At 49.1% G+C, this 24,553-nt stretch carries 22 protein-coding genes and 1 pseudogene; 8 read left to right on the forward strand and 15 right to left on the reverse strand.

The window, feature by feature from the left end; genetic code table 11:
- Positions 1–55: 55 nt before the first annotated feature.
- Positions 56–1,624: a bifunctional aminoglycoside phosphotransferase/ATP-binding protein gene (locus tag HCX92_RS12170; protein WP_169295228.1), complete on the reverse strand. Its 1,569-nt coding sequence runs from the start codon at positions 1,622–1,624 to the stop codon at positions 56–58.
- Positions 1,625–1,638: 14 nt separating this feature from the next.
- Positions 1,639–3,972: a cation-translocating P-type ATPase gene (locus tag HCX92_RS12175; RefSeq protein ID WP_169295229.1), complete on the reverse strand. Its 2,334-nt coding sequence runs from the start codon at positions 3,970–3,972 to the stop codon at positions 1,639–1,641.
- An 86-nt stretch (positions 3,973–4,058) separates the two neighbouring features.
- Between HCX92_RS12175 and cadR the strand changes: the two genes are divergently transcribed.
- Positions 4,059–4,487, forward strand: a complete 429-nt coding sequence (gene cadR / locus HCX92_RS12180; protein WP_169295230.1) for a Cd(II)/Pb(II)-responsive transcriptional regulator — start codon at positions 4,059–4,061, stop codon at positions 4,485–4,487.
- Positions 4,488–4,492: 5 nt separating this feature from the next.
- Here the strand turns inward: cadR and pstB are convergent, their stop codons facing one another.
- The 3 genes from pstB to pstC are packed head-to-tail and all read right to left on the reverse strand — an operon-like array spanning position 4,493 to position 7,170.
- On the reverse strand, positions 4,493–5,269 hold the full coding sequence (gene pstB, locus HCX92_RS12185; protein ID WP_169295231.1) for a phosphate ABC transporter ATP-binding protein PstB: 777 nt from the start codon (positions 5,267–5,269) through the stop codon (positions 4,493–4,495).
- Positions 5,270–5,304: 35 nt separating this feature from the next.
- Positions 5,305–6,192 carry a phosphate ABC transporter permease PstA gene (pstA, locus tag HCX92_RS12190; RefSeq protein WP_169295232.1) on the reverse strand — a complete coding sequence of 296 codons (888 nt, stop codon included), beginning with the start codon at positions 6,190–6,192 and terminating at the stop codon, positions 5,305–5,307.
- A gap of 18 nt (positions 6,193–6,210) precedes the next feature.
- Positions 6,211–7,170: a phosphate ABC transporter permease subunit PstC gene (pstC, locus tag HCX92_RS12195; protein ID WP_169295233.1), complete on the reverse strand. Its 960-nt coding sequence runs from the start codon at positions 7,168–7,170 to the stop codon at positions 6,211–6,213.
- Here pstC and HCX92_RS12200 point away from each other — a divergent pair.
- A complete protein-coding gene (locus tag HCX92_RS12200; RefSeq protein ID WP_169295015.1) occupies positions 7,055–7,303 on the forward strand; it encodes a hypothetical protein in 249 nt (82 codons plus the stop codon). The two genes, pstC and HCX92_RS12200, sit on opposite strands and share 116 nt — an antisense overlap.
- A gap of 24 nt (positions 7,304–7,327) precedes the next feature.
- Here HCX92_RS12200 and pstS read toward each other — a convergent pair whose 3' ends face one another.
- Together pstS and ppk1 are read right to left on the reverse strand one after the other, a co-directional pair.
- Positions 7,328–8,374 carry a phosphate ABC transporter substrate-binding protein PstS gene (pstS, locus tag HCX92_RS12205; RefSeq protein ID WP_169295234.1) on the reverse strand — a complete coding sequence of 349 codons (1,047 nt, stop codon included), beginning with the start codon at positions 8,372–8,374 and terminating at the stop codon, positions 7,328–7,330.
- A 283-nt stretch (positions 8,375–8,657) separates the two neighbouring features.
- The gene (gene ppk1 / locus HCX92_RS12210; RefSeq protein WP_169295235.1) at positions 8,658–10,742 is read right to left on the reverse strand and encodes a polyphosphate kinase 1; all 2,085 of its coding nucleotides are present in this window, start codon (positions 10,740–10,742) and stop codon (positions 8,658–8,660) included.
- Between the two features lie 290 nt (positions 10,743–11,032).
- Here ppk1 and ppx point away from each other — a divergent pair, with 290 nt between their 5' ends.
- Positions 11,033–12,532: an exopolyphosphatase gene (gene ppx / locus HCX92_RS12215; protein ID WP_169295236.1), complete on the forward strand. Its 1,500-nt coding sequence runs from the start codon at positions 11,033–11,035 to the stop codon at positions 12,530–12,532.
- A gap of 96 nt (positions 12,533–12,628) precedes the next feature.
- Here ppx and HCX92_RS12220 read toward each other — a convergent pair whose 3' ends face one another.
- From HCX92_RS12220 to HCX92_RS12240, 5 genes are all read right to left on the reverse strand, one after another.
- On the reverse strand, positions 12,629–13,393 hold the full coding sequence (locus HCX92_RS12220) for a GNAT family N-acetyltransferase (protein WP_169295237.1): 765 nt from the start codon (positions 13,391–13,393) through the stop codon (positions 12,629–12,631).
- Between the two features lie 137 nt (positions 13,394–13,530).
- Entirely contained in the window at positions 13,531–14,871 is a 1,341-nt protein-coding gene (gene glmM / locus HCX92_RS12225) for a phosphoglucosamine mutase (protein WP_169295238.1), read from the reverse strand.
- The gene (folP, locus tag HCX92_RS12230; protein WP_169295239.1) at positions 14,868–15,716 is read right to left on the reverse strand and encodes a dihydropteroate synthase; all 849 of its coding nucleotides are present in this window, start codon (positions 15,714–15,716) and stop codon (positions 14,868–14,870) included. The genes glmM and folP overlap by 4 nt, the downstream gene beginning before the upstream one ends.
- 18 nt (positions 15,717–15,734) lie before the next feature.
- On the reverse strand, positions 15,735–17,636 hold the full coding sequence (gene ftsH / locus HCX92_RS12235; RefSeq protein WP_169295240.1) for an ATP-dependent zinc metalloprotease FtsH: 1,902 nt from the start codon (positions 17,634–17,636) through the stop codon (positions 15,735–15,737).
- Between the two features lie 202 nt (positions 17,637–17,838).
- The gene (locus HCX92_RS12240; protein WP_169295241.1) at positions 17,839–18,498 is read right to left on the reverse strand and encodes an RlmE family RNA methyltransferase; all 660 of its coding nucleotides are present in this window, start codon (positions 18,496–18,498) and stop codon (positions 17,839–17,841) included.
- Positions 18,499–18,516: 18 nt separating this feature from the next.
- On the opposite strand from HCX92_RS12240, the gene HCX92_RS12245 reads away from it, so the two are divergent.
- On the forward strand, positions 18,517–19,092 hold the full coding sequence (locus HCX92_RS12245) for a YhbY family RNA-binding protein (protein ID WP_169295242.1): 576 nt from the start codon (positions 18,517–18,519) through the stop codon (positions 19,090–19,092).
- Between the two features lie 194 nt (positions 19,093–19,286).
- Here HCX92_RS12245 and greA read toward each other — a convergent pair whose 3' ends face one another.
- Entirely contained in the window at positions 19,287–19,763 is a 477-nt protein-coding gene (gene greA / locus HCX92_RS12250; RefSeq protein ID WP_169295243.1) for a transcription elongation factor GreA, read from the reverse strand.
- A gap of 239 nt (positions 19,764–20,002) precedes the next feature.
- On the reverse strand, positions 20,003–21,322 hold the full coding sequence (locus HCX92_RS12255) for a solute carrier family 23 protein (RefSeq protein ID WP_169295244.1): 1,320 nt from the start codon (positions 21,320–21,322) through the stop codon (positions 20,003–20,005).
- A gap of 244 nt (positions 21,323–21,566) precedes the next feature.
- On the opposite strand from HCX92_RS12255, the pseudogene HCX92_RS12260 reads away from it, so the two are divergent.
- The 4 genes and pseudogenes from HCX92_RS12260 to HCX92_RS12280 all read left to right on the forward strand — a co-directional run.
- Positions 21,567–21,776: pseudogene (locus HCX92_RS12260) on the forward strand (ABC transporter substrate-binding protein); the annotation flags it as partial.
- Positions 21,777–21,985: 209 nt separating this feature from the next.
- Positions 21,986–22,612: a histidine phosphatase family protein gene (locus HCX92_RS12270; RefSeq protein WP_169295245.1), complete on the forward strand. Its 627-nt coding sequence runs from the start codon at positions 21,986–21,988 to the stop codon at positions 22,610–22,612.
- 69 nt (positions 22,613–22,681) lie between these two features.
- A complete protein-coding gene (locus HCX92_RS12275) occupies positions 22,682–23,098 on the forward strand; it encodes a YchJ family protein (protein WP_169295246.1) in 417 nt (138 codons plus the stop codon).
- A gap of 26 nt (positions 23,099–23,124) precedes the next feature.
- Positions 23,125–23,886, forward strand: coding sequence for an SDR family oxidoreductase (locus tag HCX92_RS12280; protein ID WP_169295247.1), 762 nt, complete (start codon positions 23,125–23,127; stop codon positions 23,884–23,886).
- A gap of 121 nt (positions 23,887–24,007) precedes the next feature.
- On the opposite strand, the gene bfr is transcribed toward HCX92_RS12280, so the two are convergent.
- Positions 24,008–24,472, reverse strand: coding sequence for a bacterioferritin (bfr, locus tag HCX92_RS12285; RefSeq protein WP_169295248.1), 465 nt, complete (start codon positions 24,470–24,472; stop codon positions 24,008–24,010).
- Positions 24,473–24,553: the final 81 nt, after the last annotated feature.

Raw genomic sequence — 24,553 nt, forward strand, 5'->3', positions numbered from 1 at the left:
GAAAACCAATACGTGACTGTATTTTGTTTTCGGGCTATTCCCGCATACCGCCTGTTTACCTTTCCACCAACAAACCCGCCATCCGTTGTACTTTCCGCCTTAAATCTTCCAGCGAACCATCATTGACCACACTGAATGAAAGCGCTTCCCAACCCGCTGATACCGGCTCAAACCTGTCCGCCTGTGCATGCAATACCTCTACAGTGGCGTCCGATGGGTCTTTACCTTCCTGCGCTCTTTGAACAATACGGTTTTGCATGATGCGCTCGGGTGCCTCGCAGCTGATCAGCCTGAATGGCACATCCAAGCAGTTGGCAAGATCCTGAAACAAGCCCCGGTCGGACTGCCGCAAAAAAACAGCATCAACAACCACAACAAATCCGGCCTGCAACAGTTTTTCAGCAAGCTCAAGCAGGCGTGCGTATACCCGCTGGCTGGTCTCGGGCGCATAAAGGACGTCTTTATTCACATCCTGGCCACTTTTCAACGCTTTCCTGAACAGGCGCTTACGTTCAGTATCGGAGCGCAAGCGAATACCACCCATCTGGTCAGCCAGCATTTGCGCCACGGTAGACTTGCCCGAACCACTTAAGCCATACACCAGTACCAGGGCCCGCTGCGTTGCGCAAGACACGAAATGCCTGGCCAAGCGCCAGTATTGACTGAATTTTTCGTTCTTGCCTTGCATTAAGGCAATTTTGGCCCTGACCAAAGCCCGGTAGGCCGCATATTCTGGCAAAAGCCGTACCCCTTCATAGTCTCCACTTTCTTCCAGATAAGTATTCAGCAGGCGCGAGGCCAGCTCGGGCAAGCGATTGGCCAGCAAATCCATATATGCAAAGGCCAAATCATTCATGACATCGATATTGCTTAAACTGTCGTCAAACTCAAGCGCATCAAAGGCCATGACCCGGTCTTGCCAAAGCACAATATTCCCCAGATGCAAATCACCGTGGCAGGGCCTGAAAAAGCCTTGTTCAATTCGCTGCCTGCGCCATGGAAGGTGGCATTCAAACGTTGCCTTCAAGTCTTCCCTGAAACTCGTCCACTCCGCTGCTTCCGGCATGGTTGAAAAAAGCGGATGGGACTTGATTTCATCAAAACTTTCAAGCAGCCAGTCTAATGTGCTTTTTCCATTGGCCACCGTACCAGGCAGACGTGGCAAAGATTCATGAAAACAGGCCAAATGCCGCGCCAGTGTTTCCACCAGTGGGAACGTCAGTCTTCCTTCACGCGCCATCACGGCAAATTCCTGGCGGCTGTCAAAACGGCGCATTTTCACCAGCCAGTCGATCACACCTTCCTGACCGTCAATATCCGGAGCCTGCGGACTACCTGTTACCGGCAAAACAGCCAGATATAACTCTGGCGCCGTGCGCTGGTTGATGGCCAATTCTTTCAGGCAGTAATGATGCCGGTTTTCCAGCGTGGAAAAATCCAGAAACGGCAACTTAAGCGGTTTTTTCAGTTTATAGGCAAACTCACCAGCCAGAATAATGGTTGAAATATGGGTTTGCGTAACCACAACCTGCGCCCCTGTCTGCGCTTGAAGTTTTTGACGCAATCCTTCGACCATCAGCGCATGCCTGTCCAAGCTATCATCCTGTTGCTGCAAATCCGTCATGTCTGACATCCATTTTAATAAGAAGGCTTGAAAGACAAGAGTCTAAGCCCGTTTAAAACCACCAGCAGACTGGCACCCATATCGGCAAAAACTGCCATCCACATAGTCCCCATTCCGCCCAAGGTTAACAGCAAGAACACCAGTTTAATACCCAGCGCCCAAACAATATTTTGCACCAACACCCGATATGTCACACGGGATAATTCAATAAAGCACGGTATTTTACGCAAATCATCATCCATCAGCGCAACATCGGCCGTTTCAATGGCCGTATCCGTGCCCATGGCTCCCATGGCAAAACCGATCTCGGCCCGTGCCAGGGCGGGTGCATCATTGATCCCATCTCCCACCATACCCACCATGCCTGATTTTTGCAATTCAGCAATTACATCCAGCTTGTTTTCCGGCATTTGCTGTCCAAGCGCACGATCTATACCTACCTGGCGGGCGATGGTTTGCACGGTTTGCGAATTGTCGCCTGACAACATGATTGTTTTAACGCCCTGCTCATGCAGTCGCTGAATGGCTTGCCGACTATCGGGCCTGACCGTATCCGCCACCGCAAAGACGGCCATTACCCGGTTCTGGCAACACAGCAAGACAACTGTTTTACCCTGGCTTTCAAAAGTATGTACGGCTTGTATTACCGAGGCATTAAGCAAACCCTGTTCAAGCGCACGCCGTGGGCTTTCAAGCATATATCCCACACCATTAATGACACCTTGCACACCCCGGCCAGGCAAAGCCTGAAAACCCTCAACCGGATAGGCCAGCACACCGTCTTTGCGGGCAGCCTGCGCGACCGCCATGGATACCGGATGATCGGACAGGCCTGCCAGACTGGCGGCTATTCTTCGCGCTTCCGTTTCGTCCAGACTGGCCTTCTCCTGACCCACACGCCCTCCCGAAACCTGCGTAACCGCCAACTTTTCAGGCATCAGCATCATGTCGGTTTGCACCGGCTTGCCTTGTGTGAGGGTTCCTGTTTTATCCAGCGCCAGCCAACGCAGTTTCCGGCCTTTTTCCAGATAGGCAGCCCCCTTAACCAGCACACCATGTCGGGCCGCAGCGGTTAAACCACTTACCAGGGTAACCGGTGTTGAAATAACCAGGGCGCAGGGACAGGCAATCACCAACAACACCAGTGCCATATAGATGGCATCAAGCCAGGCGGTTCCCAGGACAAAGGGCATAAAAACGGCCACCAACAAGGCCAGCAGACAAACCGCAGGCGTATAATATTTGGCAAACTGGTCCACAAACCGTTGCAAGGGTGCTTTGCTTGCCTGGGCCTGTTCCACTACCCGTATAATCCGGGCCAAGGTACTGTTTTCAGCCAAAGTACCCACCCTGAACTCGAGCAGACCACTTTGATTGATGGTACCGGCATACAGCTCATCACCCTGCCGCTTGTCAACAGGCATGCTTTCACCCGTAATGGGCGCCTGATCCACCGTGGAATACCCCTTGACAACCGTTCCGTCAAGCGGAATCCGCTCTCCCGGACGGACCTGCACAAGCGTCCCGGTTCCTACCTGCCCAACCGGCAATTCCTGCCAGCCTTTATCCGCCAGATAAACCCAGGCGGTTTGCGGCACCATTTGCAACAGACCGCTCACGGCATGACGGGCACGATCCAGTGACCTGGCTTCCAGCAACTCGGCGATACTGAACAGCACCATCACCATGGCAGCTTCGGGCCATTGCCCGATCAACAATGCACAGCTGACCGCAATCGTCATGAGTGCATTGATGTTTAACTGCCAGTTGCACAAGGCAATAACACCCTTGCGGTAAGTGCCCAGACCCGATAAAAATACGGCCAGCACCGCCAGCAAGGCAGAAAATAGCCATGGCCCTTCTACCCAATGAATGACTTCTGAAGAAATGGCCAAAATGGCGGCCACAGGCAGTTTCCAGCCAAACGGAAAGCGGCTTTTCCGCATGCTGTTTTTGCCAGCCACTACATCCGTTTCGGCAGTCTCTGGCTCGAAGCCCAAGGATTTAATCGCCTCAAGAATTGCATCCAGGGCCTGAGGTTGATGCACGACCAACAATTCACGCTGCATCAAATTAAAGCTCATGGTCATGACCCCCGCAGTATTCTCAAGCCGGCTCCTTATGAGCCGCTCTTCGGTTGGACAATCCATTTGCATGATACGAATGGGGGTATGCACGGCATTACCCACCACCTGCCGGGAGGGCAAATCCCTGAACCCCTCTTTGGATTCATGATGAGCATGACCAGACTTATGATCGTGCCCGTGCCCGTGCTCGTGCTCATGAACATGTTCATGTTCATGTTCATGTTCATGCTTATTATTATGTTGCTGGCAACAGCCTGCCATAACGTACTCCACTTATCCGGTTATTCATTTATAATGATTAAACACCTTGTAGCAACTACAAGGTCAAGTGTTTTCAGGAGTCAGCAATGAAAATAGGTGAATTGGCCAGTTTGCTCAACTGCAAAACGGAAACTATTCGGTATTACGAGAAAGAAGGCTTGTTACCCAAACCCGAGCGTAATGCCAGCAATTATCGTCACTATGGTGAGGCACATGTTAAACGCTTGCGGTTTATCCGCAATTGTCGCTCACTGGATATGACACATGACGAGATTCGCACTCTGCTAATGGTGCAGGATGTAAGCAATGGCAACTGCGCCTGCTTTAGCCAGGTGATCGAAGAACACCTGGGACATGTGGATGCCCGTATTCAGGAGCTATTGCACCTGAAAGAGCAACTGATTGACTTGAGAAAGCAATGTGAAACCGCGCAGGCGGTGGAAAACTGTGGCATTTTCAGGCAGCTTTCCACGATGGAAAGCACCGAACCACCTACACGCCATTCACATTTATAGCAACATTAACCGAAACGGCCGGTAATGTAATCTTCAGTTTCCTTGCGCTGTGGTTTAACAAAGATTTTCTCTGTCTCACCAAACTCCATCAGCTCGCCCAGGTACATATAGGCAGTGTAGTCGGAACAACGGGCTGCCTGCTGCATGTTATGGGTCACGATGGCAACGGTATAGTCTTTTTTCAACTCGGTAATCAATTCCTCGATTTTTACGGTTGAAATAGGATCAAGTGCCGAACAAGGCTCATCAAGCAATAACACCTCGGGTTTGATGGCCACACCACGTGCAATACACAAGCGCTGTTGCTGACCACCCGACAAGCCGTTACCACTTTGACCGAGCTTGTCTTTCACTTCATTCCACAAAGCCGATTTAGTCAAGGCCCATTCAACCCGCTCGTCCATTTCAGCCTTACTGAGTTTTTCAAACAACTTGACACCAAAAGCGATGTTGTCATAAATACTCATGGGAAACGGCGTAGGTTTTTGGAAAACCATCCCCACTTTTGCACGAATCAATGAAATATCGGTATTGGTGGTAAGCAGGTTTTCACCATCAAGGTTGATCTCACCTTCTGCACGCTGCCCTGGATACAATTCGAACATGCGGTTGAAGGTACGCAACAGGGTAGACTTGCCACAGCCCGAAGGACCAATGAAAGCAGTTACCTTGTTACGGGCAATACGCATGTTTACGTCTTTGATCGCGTGAAAACCACCATAATAAAAATTCAGGTTTTTAACTTCGATCTTTGTCTCATCGACTGGAACCAAATTTTCCATTTCAATTTCCTAAAATCTGTATATCGATAATCTGTTTACTTACGGAACAAACTGCGAGCCAGGATATTCAGGCCCAATACCAGCAGGGTAATCAGGGTTGCTCCTGCCCAGGCCAGCTCGTTCCAGTCTTTAAAGGGACTGGCCGCGTATTGATAAATAACCACTGGCAGGTTGGCCATTGGTGCATTCATGTTCCAGCTCATGAACTGGTTGGACAATGCGGTAAACAGCAAGGGAGCCGTTTCACCCATAATGCGGGCCACTGCCAGCAAAATGCCGGTAATAATGCCTGAGCGCGCAGCACGGTAACAAATCATGGTCACAATACGCCATTTGGGGCAACCCAACGCAGCAGCGGCTTCACGCAGGCTGTTTGGCACCAGCAAAAGCATGTTGTCGGTGGTGCGCACAACGACCGGAATAACCAGAATGGATAAGGCCAGCGCTCCTGCCCAACCGGAGTAATGACCCACATTGGACACATACAAGGAGTAAATGAACAAACCGATAATAATGGAAGGGGCTGATAGCAGGACATCGTTCAGGAAACGGGTAGCCGGTGCCAACCAGCCACGGCTGCCATATTCGGCCAGATAGGTGCCTGCCATGATGCCAATAGGCGTGCCAATAATGGTGCCCACCGCCGACATAAGCACGGAACCAAGTATGGCGTTGGCCAAGCCTCCCGAATCACCCGGTCCGGGGGTGATTTCGGTAAACAGGGTAAAGGATAAGGATGCACCACCTTTAAGCAGCAAGGTAAGAATAATCCAGAAAAGCCAGAACAAGCCGAAAACCAGTGTAATGGAAGACAGCGTTAACATGACTTTATTGATTTTGCTACGTTTTCTATACAGGGCGTTATCGTTGTTAAGCAACGACTTCACAGGCACAGATGCATTCAATGTAGATTGTGTATTCATTTTTTGTATCCGGTACGCTTAGGATTTCTTGCCTTCACCCCTGGCTGCACGAGCGAGCAATAAGCGGGAAAGTGCCAAAACAATGGTCGTAATAAGGAACAGGATAAGACCCAGTTCGATCAAGGCTGATTTTTGCAAACCACCTGCCTCGTTGAATTCGTTCGCAATGGCAGAGGCAATAGAGTTTGCCGGAGAGAAAATACTGTCAGGCAAGCGGAAAGCATTACCAATGACAAAAGTAACTGCCATGGTTTCACCCAATGCACGCCCAAGGCCAAGCATAATACCACCAATGACACCGCTGCGGGTATAAGGCAAGACGACTTTCCACATGACTTCCCAGGTTGAAGCGCCCAACCCGTAAGCAGACTCTTTAAGCATGGCTGGCACCACCTCGAACACGTCACGCATGACCGAGGCAATGTAGGGAATGATCATAATGGATAAAATGAGACCGGCGGTGAACAGGCCAATACCAAAAGGAGGGCCCGAAAAAAAGCCGCCAATGACAGGAATATTGCCAAGTACGGCAATCATGCCGGGCTGAATGTATTCCTGGAAAATAGGCACAAAAACAAACAAGCCCCACATGCCATAAATAATGGAGGGAATCGCTGCCAGCATTTCTACGGCAACACCCAATGGCCTGCGCAACCAGGCCGGGGCCAGTTCAGTCAGGAACATGGCGATACCAAAAGAAACGGGAACCGCAATAACCAGTGCAATAAAGGCGGTTATCACCGTACCTAAAATAGGTACAACAGCGCCATATACATCATTGACAGGGTCCCAGTCATTTATGGTAAAAAATGACATACCATAGGCGGCAATGGTTTCACGACTTCCATAAACCAGGGAAACCATGATGGCTGCAAGCAAAATAAAGACGAAGAAGGCGAAAAACCTGGCTGTACCTTTGAACAAACCATCTGCAAGTGCATTTTTACTTGTCGGGTTTGGTGGGATATCTTTTTTCATGGCTGAATCAGCAGTTTTAATATTAGAAGAAACGGAAGGGGTTATTGTAGCGCTCATTCTCGACTCTACTTTTGAATTTTGCAAAAAACATGGCGGTTTTTTAATAACCGCCATGTTTTTCAAACAAGGTTAGCCAATTAATTGAACAGCCCGTTGTTTATTTCCAAACTGCTTCACCGCCAGTTGTTTTGATTTCAGATGCCCATGCATCACGAACCTGGCTGGTAACTGCTTCTGGCAGCGGTACGTAGTCCAGCTCGGCGGCTGTTTTAGCACCATTTTTAAATGCCCAGTCAAAGAATGACAGCACTGCTTTTGTTTGCTCGGGTTTTTCAGCAACTTTATGCACCAGGATGAAAGTAGCTGCAGTAACAGGCCAGGATTCTGCACCGGGTTCGTTAGTTAACACAACACCCATACCTGGGGCACCTTTCCAGTCAGCATTGGCGGCAGCTGCTGCGAATGCTTTTTGTTCTGGCTGAACGAATTTACCGTCCTTGTTTTGCAATTGTGTCCAAGACAGGTTGTTTTGTTTTGCGTAAGCATACTCTACATAACCAACCGAATTTTTCAATTGACCTACGTAAGCAGCAACGCCTTCGTTACCTTTACCGCCCTGACCTACTGGCCATTTAACGGCCTTGCCTTCACCTACTTTTTCTTTCCATTCAGCAGAAACTTTAGACAGGTAGTTGGTCCAACCGAAGGTGGTGCCTGAACCGTCTGAGCGGTGAACAACAACGATGTCGGCGCTTGGCAGTTTAAGATCGGCGTTCAGGGCAACGATAGCAGGATCGTTCCATTTTTTGATTTTACCCAGGAAAATGTCGGCCAGTACAGAACCGGACAGTTTCAGTTCACCGGGTTTGATACCTTCGATATTAACAACAGGCACTGTGCCGCCAATAACAGCAGGAAATTGCAGCAGATTGTTTTCTGACAGTTTGTCAGCTTTCATTGGGTCGTCGGAAGCACCGAAATCAACGGTTTTAGCAATAATTTGCTGTTGACCACCACCCGAACCAATTGACTGGTAGTTGATTTTATTACCAGTTTCTGCTGCGTATTCAGATGCCCATTTTGCATAAATAGGATATGGGAAAGAAGCACCTGCACCAGTTACTGTACTGGCGGCCTGTACTGAAAAAGCAGCAGTGCCTAAGGCGACTGCCAATGTAACGCGTTTAAATGCATGCTTCAACATTGTTTTTCCTTTCGAGAAAAGTGGAAATGGATTTTTATACCAATGACGACATAGTAAATCCCAAATATGACATGATTGTGACAGTTCTTGCATATTCGCTTGCGACTTGTCTAGACCACAACCTCCAAAAACCCTAATTAATCAATAAATTAAAAGAAAGATGTTGATTTTTTACATCAGACAAAAAACGTGAACAAATGTCAACAAGCTTTAGGCCTCCTGAATTTGCCCACGTTTTCAAAGCCAGGCCCGGCTGGTGCCTGGTGATGACCGGGGGAAAGAATTATTTACCCAGCAATCCCATTAAATGATTTTGCAAATTAAATGGTTGGCGACGGTTTCTGACACGCTGGTAATTGCCGTCGGGTTGCTGCTCCCAAGCCAGTACATTGTCTTTAAGGGCATAAGTGAATGACTCGGCAATAACCCGTTTTTTCAGTGCGGGATTTAACACAGGGAATCCGACTTCCACACGACGGAAAAAGTTGCGCTCCATCCAGTCAGCCGAAGAGAGATAGACCTGTTCTTTACCATTGTCATAAAAATAAAATACCCGGGAGTGCTCAAGGAAGCGCCCTACAATGGATCGCACGCGAATATTTTCAGACATACCGGCAACCCCGGCACGCAAGGCACACACCCCACGCACAATCAAGTCAATTTCCACTCCGGCCTGACTTGCCTCATAAAGGGCATTAATCACCTGGATATCCAGCAGGGAATTCATTTTGGCCATAATACGGGCCTTTTTACCCTGACGTGCGTTTTCTGCTTCATTATTAATCAGCGTTAGCATTTTGCCATGCAGGGTAAAAGGAGACTGCAGTAACAATTTCAGTGGACGCCTGGCCCCCAAACCGGTTAACAGGGAGAATATCTTATCCATATCCTCGGTAATTTCCCGGTTGGCGGTTAGCATGCCAAAGTCGGTATACAGACGGGCTGTACGCGGATGGTAATTACCGGTACCCAGGTGACCATAGCGCACAATGCGGCGCCCTTCCCTTCTTAACACCAATGCCATTTTTGCATGGGTTTTATGACCAACCACCCCATAAACCACATGCGCACCAACCTCTTCAAGTTTAGCGGCCCAATTGATATTGGTTTGTTCATCAAAGCGAGCCATCAGTTCTACCACTACAGTAACTTCCTTGCCCGACTTGGCAGCCATAACCAGCAAACGCATCAATTCAGAGTCTTCACCGGTACGGTAAATGGTTTGCTTGATCGCGACCACGGCCGGGTCTATGGCTGCCGCCGTCAGAAAATCGATGACCGGATCAAAAGATTGGTATGGATGATGCAACAGCAGATCTTCTTTGGCGATCGCACTGAACATATGCTCAGGATGATCTTCCATTTTATCAAAGGGTGATGGAATTTTTGCCCTGTAACCTGGAAACACCAAATCGGTTCCCGCATCAATATCACACAACGGCATGATGCGGGTCAGGTTAACCGAGCCCGCAGTACGGTATGTGTCAAGTGGCGTCAGCGCAAACTCGGATTGCAGGAAAACTTCCAGCTCTTCAGGGGTATCCTCGGCAATCTCCAATCGAACCGCGGCACCAAAGTTGCGCTGGGACAACTCTCCCTGCAAAGCCTGCCGTAAATCGGTTACCTCATCTTCATCGACATAAAGGTCGCTGTTGCGGGTTACCCGCCATTGATACAGTCCCTTGACTTCCAATCCTGGAAACAGATCTCCGACAAACATCTGCATCAGACTGGACAGCAAAGTGTGTCCGTGTTTTTGGCCACACACTTCTTCGGGAATTTTTAACAGCCGCGGCAAGGCACGCGGTGCCTGAACAATGGCAATGGAAGAAGTGCGTCCAAACGCATCAACACCCGATAGTGAAACGATAAAGTTAAGGCTTTTGTTATAGACCCGGGGAAATGGATGGGATGGATCAAGCCCGATGGGCGTCAATAAAGGCATCACATCCTCCAGGAACACCTCACGGGCCCAGGCCATCATGCTTTCGGTGTACTCCTGGGGCTTGAAAATATAAACCCCTTTCTCACGCAAGGCTGGCAAGATACTTTGATTTAATAAGGAATACTGCCGTTTGACCAGCTCATGCACATCTTTTTGCACCAACTCAAATGCCTCACTGGGTGTGTAACCATCATCACCAATCACCCGTGGATTTCGTCGCTCCTGCTCTTTAAGGCTGGCAATCCGGATCTCAAAAAACTCATCCAGATTGGAACTGACAATACATATATATCGCAAGCGCTCTAGCAGTGGCGTATTTTCGTTTTCAGCCATTCCCAATACCCTGGCGTTAAACTTGAGTAAAGACAACTCCCGGTTCAGCAAATTGGGGGGTGACACATCTTCCTGGTTATTCTCGATCATGATTACCTTACAAATGATTTAATTTTTTATTTGTTGCTTATACACTATATAAATTACCATTTAATGACAATGTCATATAAGCGCTTTTTTTCATTAATTTAATTATTTCTGTCTCATTGGCACACACTCACTTTACGCAAATCACATAACCCTCCAATTATGTTTGCCCCACTTACTCAGTTAAAATTTCTGCAAATGTCGCTTAAATTTTTCGGCATTTATTCTTTTATACAAAACACACATTTATTTTTACTAAAATAGCGCAACTAAACACCTAAGACAGCAAACGCATGGATCAAAATAACTTATTAGCTGCCGTTGACCTGGGCTCCAACAGTTTCCGGCTTTCTATCGGACGCATTGTGCAGCGTGAAGGTATTTCACAAATCTATGCACAGGACAGACTGAAAGAAACGGTTCGCCTGGCAGCTGGCCTTGATGAGAACATGATTCTTAGTGAAGAAGCGATTGCAAGGGCGATTGCCGTGCTGGAACGGTTTGGCGACCGAATAGAAAACTTTCCTCCCGACCGCGTTCGTGTAGTGGCCACCAATACTTTTAGGGTTGCCCGCAATATCAAGGAATTCCTGCCTCGCGCTGAAGCTGCATTAGGTTACCCGATTGAAGTGGTTGCCGGTCATGAAGAAGCCCGACTGGTTTTTTCGGGTGTGGCCCATGAACTGCCACCATCAGACGAAAAACGCCTCGTGATCGATATTGGCGGAGGCTCAACAGAATTCATTATTGGTCAAAACCTTGAACCCAAACTCATGCAATCTTTAAGCATGGGCTGCGTCAGCTTCACCAAAGCCTATTTTCCAGAAGGCGTAGTGACAGCTGAAGGTTTTGCCCATGCAGAAATTGCTGCCCGCAAAGAGCTGGAGGCCATCTCCAAACAATTCCAAAGAATGGGTTGGGCCGAAGCTTATGGCTCTTCCGGCACCGCAAAGGCCTTAGTGGCCACCCTGGAAGAATCCGGCTTCTCGGAAAAAGGCATCACCCTTGATGGCATGCAAAAACTCAAGAAAGTCTTGATTCGCTACGGTTCTGCCAAAGCCCCCGAACTGAAAGGTCTTAAAATTGATCGTATGGAAGTGTTGCCCGCAGGACTGTCCATTATGATATCCGCCTTTAAAGAGCTTAAAATAGAACGCATGCTTCAGGGTGAAGGTGCGCTTCGGGTAGGTGTACTTTACGACATGCTGGGGCGGCAGGCCGCTGTTGACAAACGTGATGAATCGGTCAAGCAGTTTATCCGGCGCTACCATATAGATATCAAACAGGCCACTCGTGTCAAACAGCTCTCCCTGCAGTTTTTTGACCAACTGAAGCTTAATGATCCGCTGGCGGGCGAATTGCGTCAGGCTCTGGGATGGGCCGCCGATTTGCATGAAGTGGGGTTAAGCATTTCACAAAACGCCTATCACAAACACACTGCCTATGTATTGGGCAATGCCGATATGCCGGGTTTTTCCAAAGCTGACCAAAGTGTTCTTTCATTACTAACGCTAGGCCACCAGGGCAAACTGGACAAAATCAACACCTACACCCCCACCAGAAACCAATGGCTTGCCTTGTTATGCTTAAGGCTGGCCACCCTTTTCCTGCGTCGCCGGCAACTGATCAACCCGGAAATTTCAAGACTGGACGTCAATGATAAAACCGTCTCGCTGATTATTTCCAGCAAATGGCTGGCTCAGCATCCATTAACGCAGTACAGCCTTAAGCTGGAAACTTCGGAATGGAAACATGCCGACTCCTGTTTTTCCTTCAAGGTAGTACCGACATAAAGGCCATATTGGCATAAACTAATGGCTGTTTCCAATGCCTGATAAAACAAAGGCCTCACTGGTAAACCAATGAGGCCTTTGCTTTAAAACCCAACATTAATCTATGCCAAAATGCTTACGATAACGCGGATCCATACTTTCAATATCAATAATGATGGGAAAATCTGCCGCATTGAAATTGGGATCCCAGGCAGGCTCACCACAAATACGGGCACCAATTTTTAGATATCCCTTGATCAAGGGAGGAATTTTGACTTCACCGGTAGCCTCAAGTTTGTCCAGTGGATAGGGATTTAACGGCGTTACCCTTGGCAATTCAGGGTGTTTGTCCATATCGGCCTTTGCCGCCCGCCACACCTGGGAAGCCTGCACACCACCATCAGCCAGACTGACACTGGCACAACCCAGCATATAGCGATAGTTTTTTTGATGCATAAACCTGGTCAGCCCTGTCCAAAGCATCATGATGGCAGAACCATTGCGGTAATCGGCATGGGTACAGGAACGACCGCATTCACACAATAAGTGACGGATATGATCCAAGCTGGAAATATCAAACTCGGATTCTGAATAATAACCATTGGCTTCAATGGCTTTTTCGGGTGTCATGACACGGTAAGTTCCCACAACCTGACCGGTTTTTGTATCACACACCATTAAGTGATAACACCATTGGTCATAACGGTCAATATCAACCCCATCAACGGCATCAGGAAAAACAGCGTTCATTTCTTTGGTATAAACATCGAAACGCAATCTTTGCAGCTGCTCCAATTCTTCCGGTGTTGTTGCAAGCCCCAAAACCAATCCAGGTTCATCCTGAGTTGCCGTATCCGCCTCTGTACGCAATAGTTCTTGCATTCGCTTCTTTTCCTACGAAATGATTAACAATGACATCATACCGATTTCATTTGACAAACACTTTTCACAAACACGAAACATAAGGTGTTTGTGAAAAGCATTGTACTGTATTTGTTTTCTGGCGTGATGCGGTTGTTTTAGCAAGACAAATTAACGGCAGCAAGCTGATCAACACAGTGTTTGGCCAAATCGTAACTTTCGGCCTCCACCATCAAACGCAGTTTGGGTTCGGTACCCGAAGCCCTGATCAGGACGCGACCACGGCTGCCGAGCTCTTTTTCCACGGCTTCACGGGCAGCCTGAAGGCCTGTATGCGCCTCCCATTTGACACCTTTGGCCAACGGCACATTAATCATGACCTGCGGATACATTTTCAGATCGGAAATCCATTCAGACAGTGTTTTTCCACTGCGAACCAAACCTTTAAGCACCTGCAAACCGGCAATAATACCATCACCCGTTGTGTGATGATCCAGACACAACAAGTGTCCAGAGCCCTCACCACCATAGAGCCAGCCATTTTTCTTCAAGGCTTCCAGCACATAACGGTCCCCTACTTTGGCACGCTCAAACGGGATCCCCAAGGCAGCCATTTGTTTTTCAAAACCATAATTGGTCATCAGTGTGCCGGCAACACCCTTGACCTGCCCCTGGGAAAGACGTTCCAGAATAATGGCATACAACAGCTCATCACCATTATAAATACGTCCATCGGCATCAACCATCTGAATCCGGTCTGCATCACCATCAAGGGCAATACCATAATCAGCACCACGGGCACAAACCGTTGCAGCCAGTTTGTCGGGATACAGGGCGCCCACATCCTGGTTAATATTGAAACCATCAGGATGACAGCCGATCTCAATCACCTCGGCACCCAGCTCACGAAAAACATATGGCGCAATGTTGTAGGCGGCACCATGTGCACCATCCACCACGATTTTCAGACCTTTCAAGTCCAGTTCATTGGGGAACGTGCTTTTACAAAATTCAATATAACGCCCTGCCGCATCATCAATCCGCCTTGCGCGGCCAATACTTTCCGAGTGTACGCAACCAATGGGCTCATCAATGGCCCGTTCAATTTCCTCTTCCACCTCATCGGGCAATTTGGTGCCCTGACCGGAAAAGAACTTAATCCCGTTATCATCATAAGGATTATGCGAGGCACTGATCACCACCCCGGCCGTCAATCGCAAGGCACGAGTTAAGTAAGCGACCGCAGGCGTGGGAATGGGACCTGCCAGAAAAACATCAATACCTGCCGCACTCAGACCCGCTTCCAGGGCGGATTCGAGCATATAGCCGGAAACACGGGTATCTTTTCCGATCAAGACAATGGGGCGTCCGCCTCCCTGATGGTTCTTGGACAGAACACGTCCTGCCGCATACCCCAATCGCAAAGCAAATGCGGCATTAATCAGTTCTCCACCCACTTCACCCCGAATTCCATCGGTTCCAAAATATTTACGGCTCATTCATTAGCTCCAAATTCAACGGCATTCCATACAGCCAAGGCGTCGCGCGTCTGGGCCACATCATGCACCCTGACTACCACTGCCCCCCGGGCCACACCTGCCAGCGCTGCGGCAATACTTCCTGACAGACGATCATTTACCGGCTTATGGGTAACAGCGCCAATCATTGTTTTTCGGGAAACCCCCACCAGTATGGGCGCTTTCAATTCATTCAGGTCAGCCATTTCCCGTAGCAGCTGAAAATTCTGTGCGGCTGTTTTACCAAAACCAAAACCCGGATCGATCATAATTCTACGAGGATCAATCCCGCTTTGCAGCATAATTTTCATTCTGTCCTGTAAAAAAGCAGCCACTTCACGAGTAATGTTATTGCCGTAATCAGGCGGATTGACTTGCATGGTTTTAGGCTCACCGTGCATATGCATGATGCAAATTCCGCAATGTGGAAATTCGCTAACGACCTCAAGGGCACCTGGCTGCCTTAATGCATAAATATCATTGATTAAATCAACCCCCGACTGCAAGGCTGCCTTCATCACCTCGGGTTTGAAAGTGTCAATGGATAAAGGTACACCACAATTGCGCAGCACCTCTATAACGGGAATGACCCTGTTCAGCTCTTCCTGTATGCTTACCGGCTCGGAACCGGGACGCGTGGACTCACCACCGATATCCAGGATATCCGCACCTTGCTCGACCAGTCCCAGGGCATGATCAATGGCCGCATTAGTTGAAAAATGATGTGAACCGTCCGAAAAGGAATCGGGCGTGATATTCACTATCCCCATAATTAAAGGGCGCTCGAACCCAAGTTCAAAGCGCCCGCAAAGGAATGTACTATTCATTCAGTAAAAATATTATTATTACACGGCAGTTGCCGGACTATCGCTGTCTTTACCTTTGGGAGCCGCGCCTGTTGGCGGAGGCATATCCACAGAATCATGCGGTGCATCAGGCTCTTTGGGTGGACGGGGTGCACGACCTTGAATGATGTCTTCGATCTGGTCTGCATCAATGGTTTCCCACTCAAGCAGCGCTTTGGCCATAGCATGCATCTTATCGGCATTTTCTTCGATAATTTTACGTGCAACGGCATATTGCTCATCGATAATCAAACGAATTTCAGTATCCACCTTCTGCATGGTGGATTCTGACATATGCGTGGTTTTTGTCACACTGCGACCCAGGAAGACTTCATTTTCGTTCTCGGCATAAACCATAGGCCCCAAAGAGTCGGTCATGCCATAACGGGTGACGATATCACGCGCAATCGCGGTTGCCCTTTCAAAGTCATTGGAAGCACCGGTGGTCATTTGATTCATGAATACTTCTTCGGCAATCCGGCCACCAAACAGAACCGCGATGGTATTGAGCAACCGCTCTTTATCCATGCTGTAGCGATCACCCTCGGGCAGCTGCATGGTAACACCCAGCGCACGGCCACGAGGAATGATGGTAACCTTGTGAACCGGGTCTGTTTTGGGCAACATGCGTGCCACAATGGCGTGACCGGCTTCGTGATAGGCCGTGTTCTTGCGTTCTTCTTCGGGCATGACAATGGAACGGCGCTCGGCACCCATAATGATTTTGTCTTTGGCTTTTTCAAAGTCGATCATATCGACAGTACGGCCATTGCGACGTGCCGCAAACAGCGCGGCCTCGTTAACCAGGTTGGCCAGGTCTGCACCTGAAAACCCGGGTGTACCACGAGCCAGAATGGAAGCCACCACATTAGGTGCCAAAGGCACTTTACGCATGTGAACCTTAAGAATTTGTTCACGACCACGCACATCGGGCAGGTTAACCACCACCTGACGGTCAAATCGACCAGGGCGCAGCAAAGCGGGATCCAGAACATCGGGACGGTTGGTGGCAGCAATCACAATCACGCTTTGACCGGACTCGAAACCATCCATTTCAACCAGCATCTGGTTGAGTGTTTGCTCGCGCTCATCGTTACCACCGCCCACACCGGCACCACGCTGACGACCCACTGCATCGATCTCGTCAATGAAGATAATGCACGGCGCGTGTTTTTTGGCATTTTCAAACATGTCACGAACACGGGAAGCACCCACACCCACGAACATTTCAACAAAATCGGAACCTGAAATGGTGAAGAACGGCACTTTTGCCTCGCCTGCAATGGCTTTGGCCAGCAGGGTTTTACCGGTTCCCGGAGGACCCACCATTAACACGCCACGGGGGATACGACCACCCAGACGCTGAAAACGGGAAGGGTCACGCAGGAAATCGACCAGTTCCTTCACATCTTCCTTGGCCTCATCGCAACCAGCCACATCGGCAAAGGTAATGGGGTTACTGCTTTCATCAAGCATACGGGCGCGGGATTTACCAAAACTGAAGGCACCGCCCTTGCCACCGCCCTGCATTTGGCGCATGAAAAAGAACCAGACCCCAATCAGCAATAACATGGGGAACCAGGAAATAATGGCGCTTAACAGAAAAGAAGGTTGCTCTGGTGGTTTGGCGGTTACTTTAACACCGTCACGCACCAGGTCGCCTACCATCCAGAGGTCTCCTGGAGAGGTTAGCGAATAGGGACGACCACCGCTTGGGGTCACGTGAATGGTATCACCCTGGATTTCCACGCTGGAAATCTTACCCTGCTTGGCGTCATTGATGAACTGGGTATAACTGACGCCATCGTTATTACGCACGGGCGCATCATACTGCTTGAACACCGTAAACAGCACCAAGGCAACAATGGCCCACATGGCGAATTTAGAAAAAGAATTATTCAAAGATCAGCTCTCCCGCATGAAATTTAGAGCTGCAATTTTTATGACTCATAAAAACTACAAAAAAACTAAGATTGCACCTGTTTACATTCTATATCATAGAAATAAAAAAGATGGAATTAGTGCATATTTCGAATGAATTAAAATGTATCGAAATATACATGAAAGATTTAAATTGGGACAAAACCGGAAATTGCAAGCCTGCTTAATCCTGAGGATCTTGCTCCCGAAGCTTCTTCAGACCCCGGGCAACCAGAAAAGTTTCCGATGATTTGTCACGCGAAGCCTTTGGTTTGCGCTCCACCACTCTTTTGAAATGCTGCTTGAACATTTCAACAATTTGTGAAAACCCGCTACCATGAAACGCCTTGACAATAAGCGCACCATCGGGCTTGAGATGATCAAGGGCAAAATCCATAGCCAGCTCGCATACATGCTGGATACGCGCTGAATCGGCCGAGCTCACACCTGAAAGGTTGGGCGCCATATCCGAGATGACCAGATCCACCTGCTGATTGCCCACCTGCTCATGCAAGCGTGCCAGAACCTCATCCTCACGAAAATCGCCTTGCAAAAATTCCACCCCAGCAATCGGTTCCATGGGTAAAATATCAAGTGCAATAACCCGGCCGTCCATTATGCCGCCCGGCCCAACCAATCTTTCGCGTGCAACTTGCGACCAACTTCCCGGAGCAGAGCCCAAGTCGACTATAATATCACCCCGACGCATGAGCTTTTCTGAATCCAGGATCTCGATCAGCTTGAATGCAGCACGTGCCCGGTAACCTTTTTGCTGAGCCATTTTCACATATGGATCATTAATGTGCTGATGGATCCACTCTTTTGAGAATTTCTTTTTGGCCATTGCCGTATTTCCTAACTTATGCCTATACTCGAATTAACATCTAAAGAACGCAGCGCCTTACGCTCTGCCGCCCACCCACTCAAACCGGTTGTCCTGATTGGCGATAACGGACTGACCGATGCAGTCCTGAAAGAAATCGACACCAGCCTGACAGTTCATGGCCTGATCAAAGTCCGCGTCGCAGGAGACGACCGGCAAGCTCGCATTGATATGCTGAATCAGATTTGCGACACACTTTCCTGTGCCAATATTCATCATTTGGGCAAAACGCTTATTCTATATCGTCACGGCTCGGCCAACCGTGCTTTTGAGGAAAACGACAAAGAACCCCAACAGGCCAGCTATCGTAAACCTTCCGAACCTTATACACCCAAAAAACTGGCCGCCGCTGGCAAAAGTATCAAAGACAAGCGCCGTAAAACCGTCATCAAGAGTAATGACGCTCTGGCTTCCGACAACTCTAGACCTGCTCGCAAGCCCGTGGCAAAACCATCAGCCAGTCGCCCTGCCCATAATATTCCGCGTCGTGCCGGCAGTGCCCTGTCCCTGCGTGCCGGACGCCGCAACAGTACAACACGCCGCGGCACCCGCTAAGATCATTCTTGCTGGCAGAAACTGCCAGCAATGATTACCGCCCTATCCCCGGACAGGGATCACTTCATTGACAATTGCCAGCATTCAAGCTGGCTTTTTTTGACGCCCGAAAAACAAAAATGCCAGCTCTTTAATTTAAGCGTGGCATGCAATTTCATGCTAGGCAAGCACAAAATCCTGAAACAACGATTTGTTTAATTATATGCGATCTCGATGATTTCGAACTCTTTCTCGCCGGCGGGCACATTCACCATGACCACATCACCTTCCGATTTGCCAATCAGCGCACGGGCAACCGGGCTGGAAACGGAAATCAGGTTCTGGCGAATATCGGCCTCGAGATCACCCACAATCTGGTAAGTCACCGTTTCACTGGAACCCAGATCTTCGATAGTCACCGTTGCACCAAAAACAATACGATCATCCACTTCCAATGTAGCCGGGTCAATGATATGCGCATTGGCCAAAGTGCCTTCAAGTTCCTTGATACGGCCTTCGATAAAACCCTGGCGCTCACGTGCGGCATCATACTCGGCATTTTCAGACAAATCTCCCTGAGCGCGCGCCTCGGAGATTGCTTCAATGACATTGGGACGTTCGATGGTTTTCAAGCGGTGCAATTCTTCTTCTAAGCGCTTTGCACCACGCGCCGTTAATGGAATAGCTGCCATAATTTCACACACTCATAAAAAACTAAACGCCCCGCATTATTTTTAAATAAATACAGAGCGTTACAAATAAACACGCGTCTTTTTAAAAGACAAAAAATTTCCCCGGTTCACTCTGAACCGGGGAACTAACCACAATTGTGCTTAAATTTGATTAAAATTGCAAGTCATTTAATTAAAAGACATTTTTCTGTCGTCAAAAAACACGAACAAACGTCTACTCCGCTTTAACACCAGAAAAATCAATGCTTGCTTGCACGACAATTCAAGAGCGCATAAAGCAAAATGGCACCAAAAGTAGCCGTACCAATACCATTGAGCTCCAGAACCCCCATGGAAACTTTAAAATCTCCAGCGCCCAGAATCATGGTTACCGCCGCCACAATCAGGTTTTTATTGTCACTGAAATCAACCTGGTTAACCACCCAGATGCGGGCACCGGCAATAACGATAAGCCCAAAAACCACCACTGCAACACCACCCAGCACAGGGGCCGGAATGCTGTGAATCAGGGCCCCAAACTTGGGGGAAAAGCCCAGCAAGATGGCAAACAAGGCGGCAACCACAAACACGATGGTCGAATAAATGCGGGTCACGGCCATCACGCCGATATTTTCGGCATAGGTAGTAACGCCTGTTCCGCCCACCGAACCTGACAGCATCGTCGCAACCCCATCCCCGACAAAAGCACGGCCCAGATACTGATCAAGATCCTGACCGGTCATGGCACTGACTGCCCGGATATGTCCCAGGTTTTCAGCCACCAGAATGACCGCCACCGGCACAATCACGGAAATGGCTGAAAGATTGAATTGAGGAGTGGCCAGGGAAGGCAAGCCAAACCATGCCGCATTCTGGATCGCGATAAAATCAATCGGCTGGCCCAGGCCCATGACATTGGCAAAAACCCAATACAGCACACTGGCCAAAACAAGCCCCACCAGAATCAGCAGGCGCTGTATGGTGCCTGAGGTAAAAACCGCAATAATGCCCACACATAGAATCGTCATAATCGACATGGCCGCTTCAAAATTACTGCCACTCCCCATGGCTCCCTTGGCCGCAATGGGTGCCAGATTCAAGCCAATCACGGCAACAATTGCGCCAGTGACAACCGGTGGCATCAGTTTTTCTATCCAGGCCGATCCATTGCCCCTTGAATTGGCATACCAAACGATAAGACCGATCAGGGTATAGACCGCACCGCAGGCAATGATGGCTCCCAAGGCCACCCCGATATTAAGGTTGGGGCCAGAACCGGAATACCCGGTAACCGCCACGACGCCGCCGATGAAAGCAAAGCTGGAGCCCAGATAACTGGGTACTCTTCCTCCGACAAAGAGGAAAAAAATCAGGGTGCCAATACCCGACATCAAAATCGCCAGATTGGCATCAAAGCCCATCAATAATGGTGCCAGTACTGTTGAGCCGAACATGGCCACAACGTGCTGCACCCCCATGGCAACGGTTTGTCCTGCCGGCAAGTATTCATCAGGGGCAACCACCTGCCCGGGCTCAAGTTCGTCAACCTTGCGCCAGATTGGAAAATAGGATCCAGACATTTCTTTCCCTTTAAAATTGTTTTACATAAATGCTGGAAGGAAAGTGTACGTCCTGAATGGCTTTGCTGGCAAGTAAATATAACAGGAAAACCAGGGGCAACCACTATTGGACAATTTAGTCAATCAATCGTATTGTGACATGGATATTGCCAGTCATATACCAAAAGCGATATTCCAACCACCAGGAGACAAAACCATGAAAGCCAAACTGAAACAAGGGCTCAAATGTGCCGTTTTAACCCTGATGCTCACCAGCGCCCCCAGCGCTTTTGCCGGTACCGTGACCATCATCACCTCTTTTCCCTAGGAACTTACCCAAGCCTATAAAAACGCTTTTGAAAAAGCCAACCCTGACATCAAACTTGAAATATTAAATAAAAACACCGTTTCAGGAATTGCCTATGTCCGAGAAACCCCGGAAGGTCAACGCCCCGAAGTTTTCTGGGCGAGTTCACGCGCTATCAAATCACCTCAGGCAATACCCGGATTACCGCCGACCAGACCCATTTCTCGGGCCAGGTGAAATTGAAGACCGGCCAGGCGGTTGCACTTGCCCTACCCCCGTCACAAATACGCTTATTGCCAACGTCCACCACCCGTATCGCCTAAAGTAATACAATAGAGCATTATTGAATTGAACAGGCAAATTGCTTTAAGAAACCCATGTCACATACTGATATCTGGATTATCCGTCATGGAGAAACCGACTGGAACAGCGAACGCCGTTTGCAGGGCTGGCGAGATATTCCACTGAATGAGGCCGGCCTGGCTCAGGCAGAAAACCTGTGCAGGCACCTTAACCGGGATTTCTTTCCGGTTTTACCCCATCATATCTACACCAGCGACCTGCAGCGTGCCTATCATACCGCGCTGCCTTATGCGCGTGCCAACAATCTTGACATTACCACCCTGCCCGGCCTGCGTGAACGCAACTATGGCATTCTGGAAGGCAAACACTGGTCCGTCCTGAAAGAATACAACGCCATCCGTGAAGAAAACCTGGCCATCGAACTTAACCAGAAAGAACACCAGGCTGAATCCCTGCAAACATTCTACGATCGAATCAGAAACACCCTGCTTGACCTGGCAAGGCAACACCTGAACGAAACACTGCTTGTCATTTCCCATGGTGGTGCCATTGACATGATGTGGCGGGCGGCCCATCAACTGCCTCCCAATGCCCCCCGTGAATTTACGCAACGCAATACATCCATTAACCGTTTGCAAATTTCCCCTGAAAACAAATGGTCGGTCATATCGTGGGCCGATGCCAGTCATCTTGACCAATGACTCATCAAAAACCAACCATCCACCCCTAACCCTATTTCCGGCCATGCCCAGGAATCAAGGAGCGCAGTCATGAGTAAAAAGAAAGATAAAAACACTGAAAAAGCAGTCTGCCCCTGCGGGGGCCATCAGGAAAAAAAACCATTTGCAGAATGCTGTGAGCCTTATCTCCTGGGTCAGGAACAAGCCCCGGATGCAGAGCGTCTGATGCGATCACGCTATTCTGCCTACGTACACAGCAATGAGCATTACCTGCTGAATACCTGGCACCCGAGCACGCGACCAACCGCCCTTGATCTGGAAACGGCACCACCACAATGGCTGGGCCTGACCGTACATGAATTCCATGAGATTGATGCCGACCATCAAGAAGTGTCTTTCACCGCCAAATACAAGCAAAACGGGAAAGCCTTTAAAATGCATGAAAACAGCCGTTTCGTGAAAGAAGATGGCAAATGGTTTTATTTTGATGGCGATGTGGTGGAATAAAAAGCGGCTTCCCGAAGGATAACAAGATGCGTATTTTCATAACAGGCGCCAGCAGCGGGCTTGGCAAAGCCCTGGCAACCGCTTATGCCAAACAAGGCGCCAGCCTGGGACTGCTTGGACGCAATACAGGTGCACTGGAAGAACTGGCGGCCAGCCTGCCCGGACAACACCGGGTTTATGCCCTGGATATTTTAAACAGAAGCGCCCTGCATGAGGCCGCCCGCGATTTTCTGGCGCAAGGACCGGTTGATATCGTGATTGCCTGTGCCGGTATCAGCATTGGCACCTTGACCGAATATGAAGAAGACTTCGTCCAATTCCAGAAGGTGATCAACACCAACCTGCTGGCCATGGTCGCCACCTTTGAGCCGTTCATCAAATCCATGAAAGCACGGGACAGCGGCACGCTGGTGGGCATCAGCAGCGTGGCCGGTGTACGCGGCTTGCCGGGCTCCAGCGCCTATTCTGCCTCCAAGGCGGCTACTACCACCTATCTGGAAAGCCTGCGGGTTGACTTGCACAATACCCGCCTTAAAGTAGTCACCATCGCGCCCGGGTTTATCGATACCCCCATGACGCAACACAATCCGTATAAAATGCCCTTCCTGATGCAGCCCGAGGACTTTGCCGATGCAGCTCTGAAGGCCATCGATAAAGGCTGCAGCTATACCGTTATTCCCTGGCAAATGGGAGTCGTGGCCAAACTGCTCAAATGGATCCCAAACCCGGTTTATGATTATTTTGCCTTCAAGTCGGGCAGAAAACCCAGAAACGGCTCACTGTCCTGATGGCATCACAAACCAAAAGGACTGACCCCGGATTCGTCACCGATTCAGTCCTTATTCAACCCGATTTTGCCTGGGCACCAATGCACGCGTGGTTTATGGTTTATGGCTTCAGATAAAATCATTACAACTGCGATTGCAGGTAATTTTCCAGCCCCACATGCCTGATTAAATTCAGCTGCTGCTCCAGCCAGTGGGCATGATCCTGCTCGGTATCATCAAGCTGTTTCAGCAACAAATCACGTGATACATAATCACCATGCTGCTCACACAGTGCCATGCCTTTTTTCAGGTTTTCACGCACCTCATATTCGGTGTCCAAATCATGCTGCAACATTTCAGGCACGTCTTTACCCACGTTGATTTTGGCGGGAACCATATCCGGTGTTCCCTCGAGCATAAGAATACGACGAATCAGATCATCTGCATGACCGGTTTCATCTTCCATTTCATGACCAATACGGGCGGCCAGTTTGGTATAGCCCCACTCATCATACATGCGGGAATGAATAAAATATTGATCGCGGGCGGCCAATTCACCAGTGAGCAATTGATTTAAAAATGCAACTACTTCGTGATGTCCTTTCATGATAATAAATTCCTTTTTATGAAGGTGGTGAATAGATTATAACCAGTTTAAAAAAATGCCCGCACAAGGCGGGCATTTTTT

The organism is Advenella sp. EE-W14 (assembly GCF_012923605.1).
In the GTDB taxonomy this organism is placed as follows: domain Bacteria; phylum Pseudomonadota; class Gammaproteobacteria; order Burkholderiales; family Burkholderiaceae_B; genus Advenella; species Advenella alkanexedens.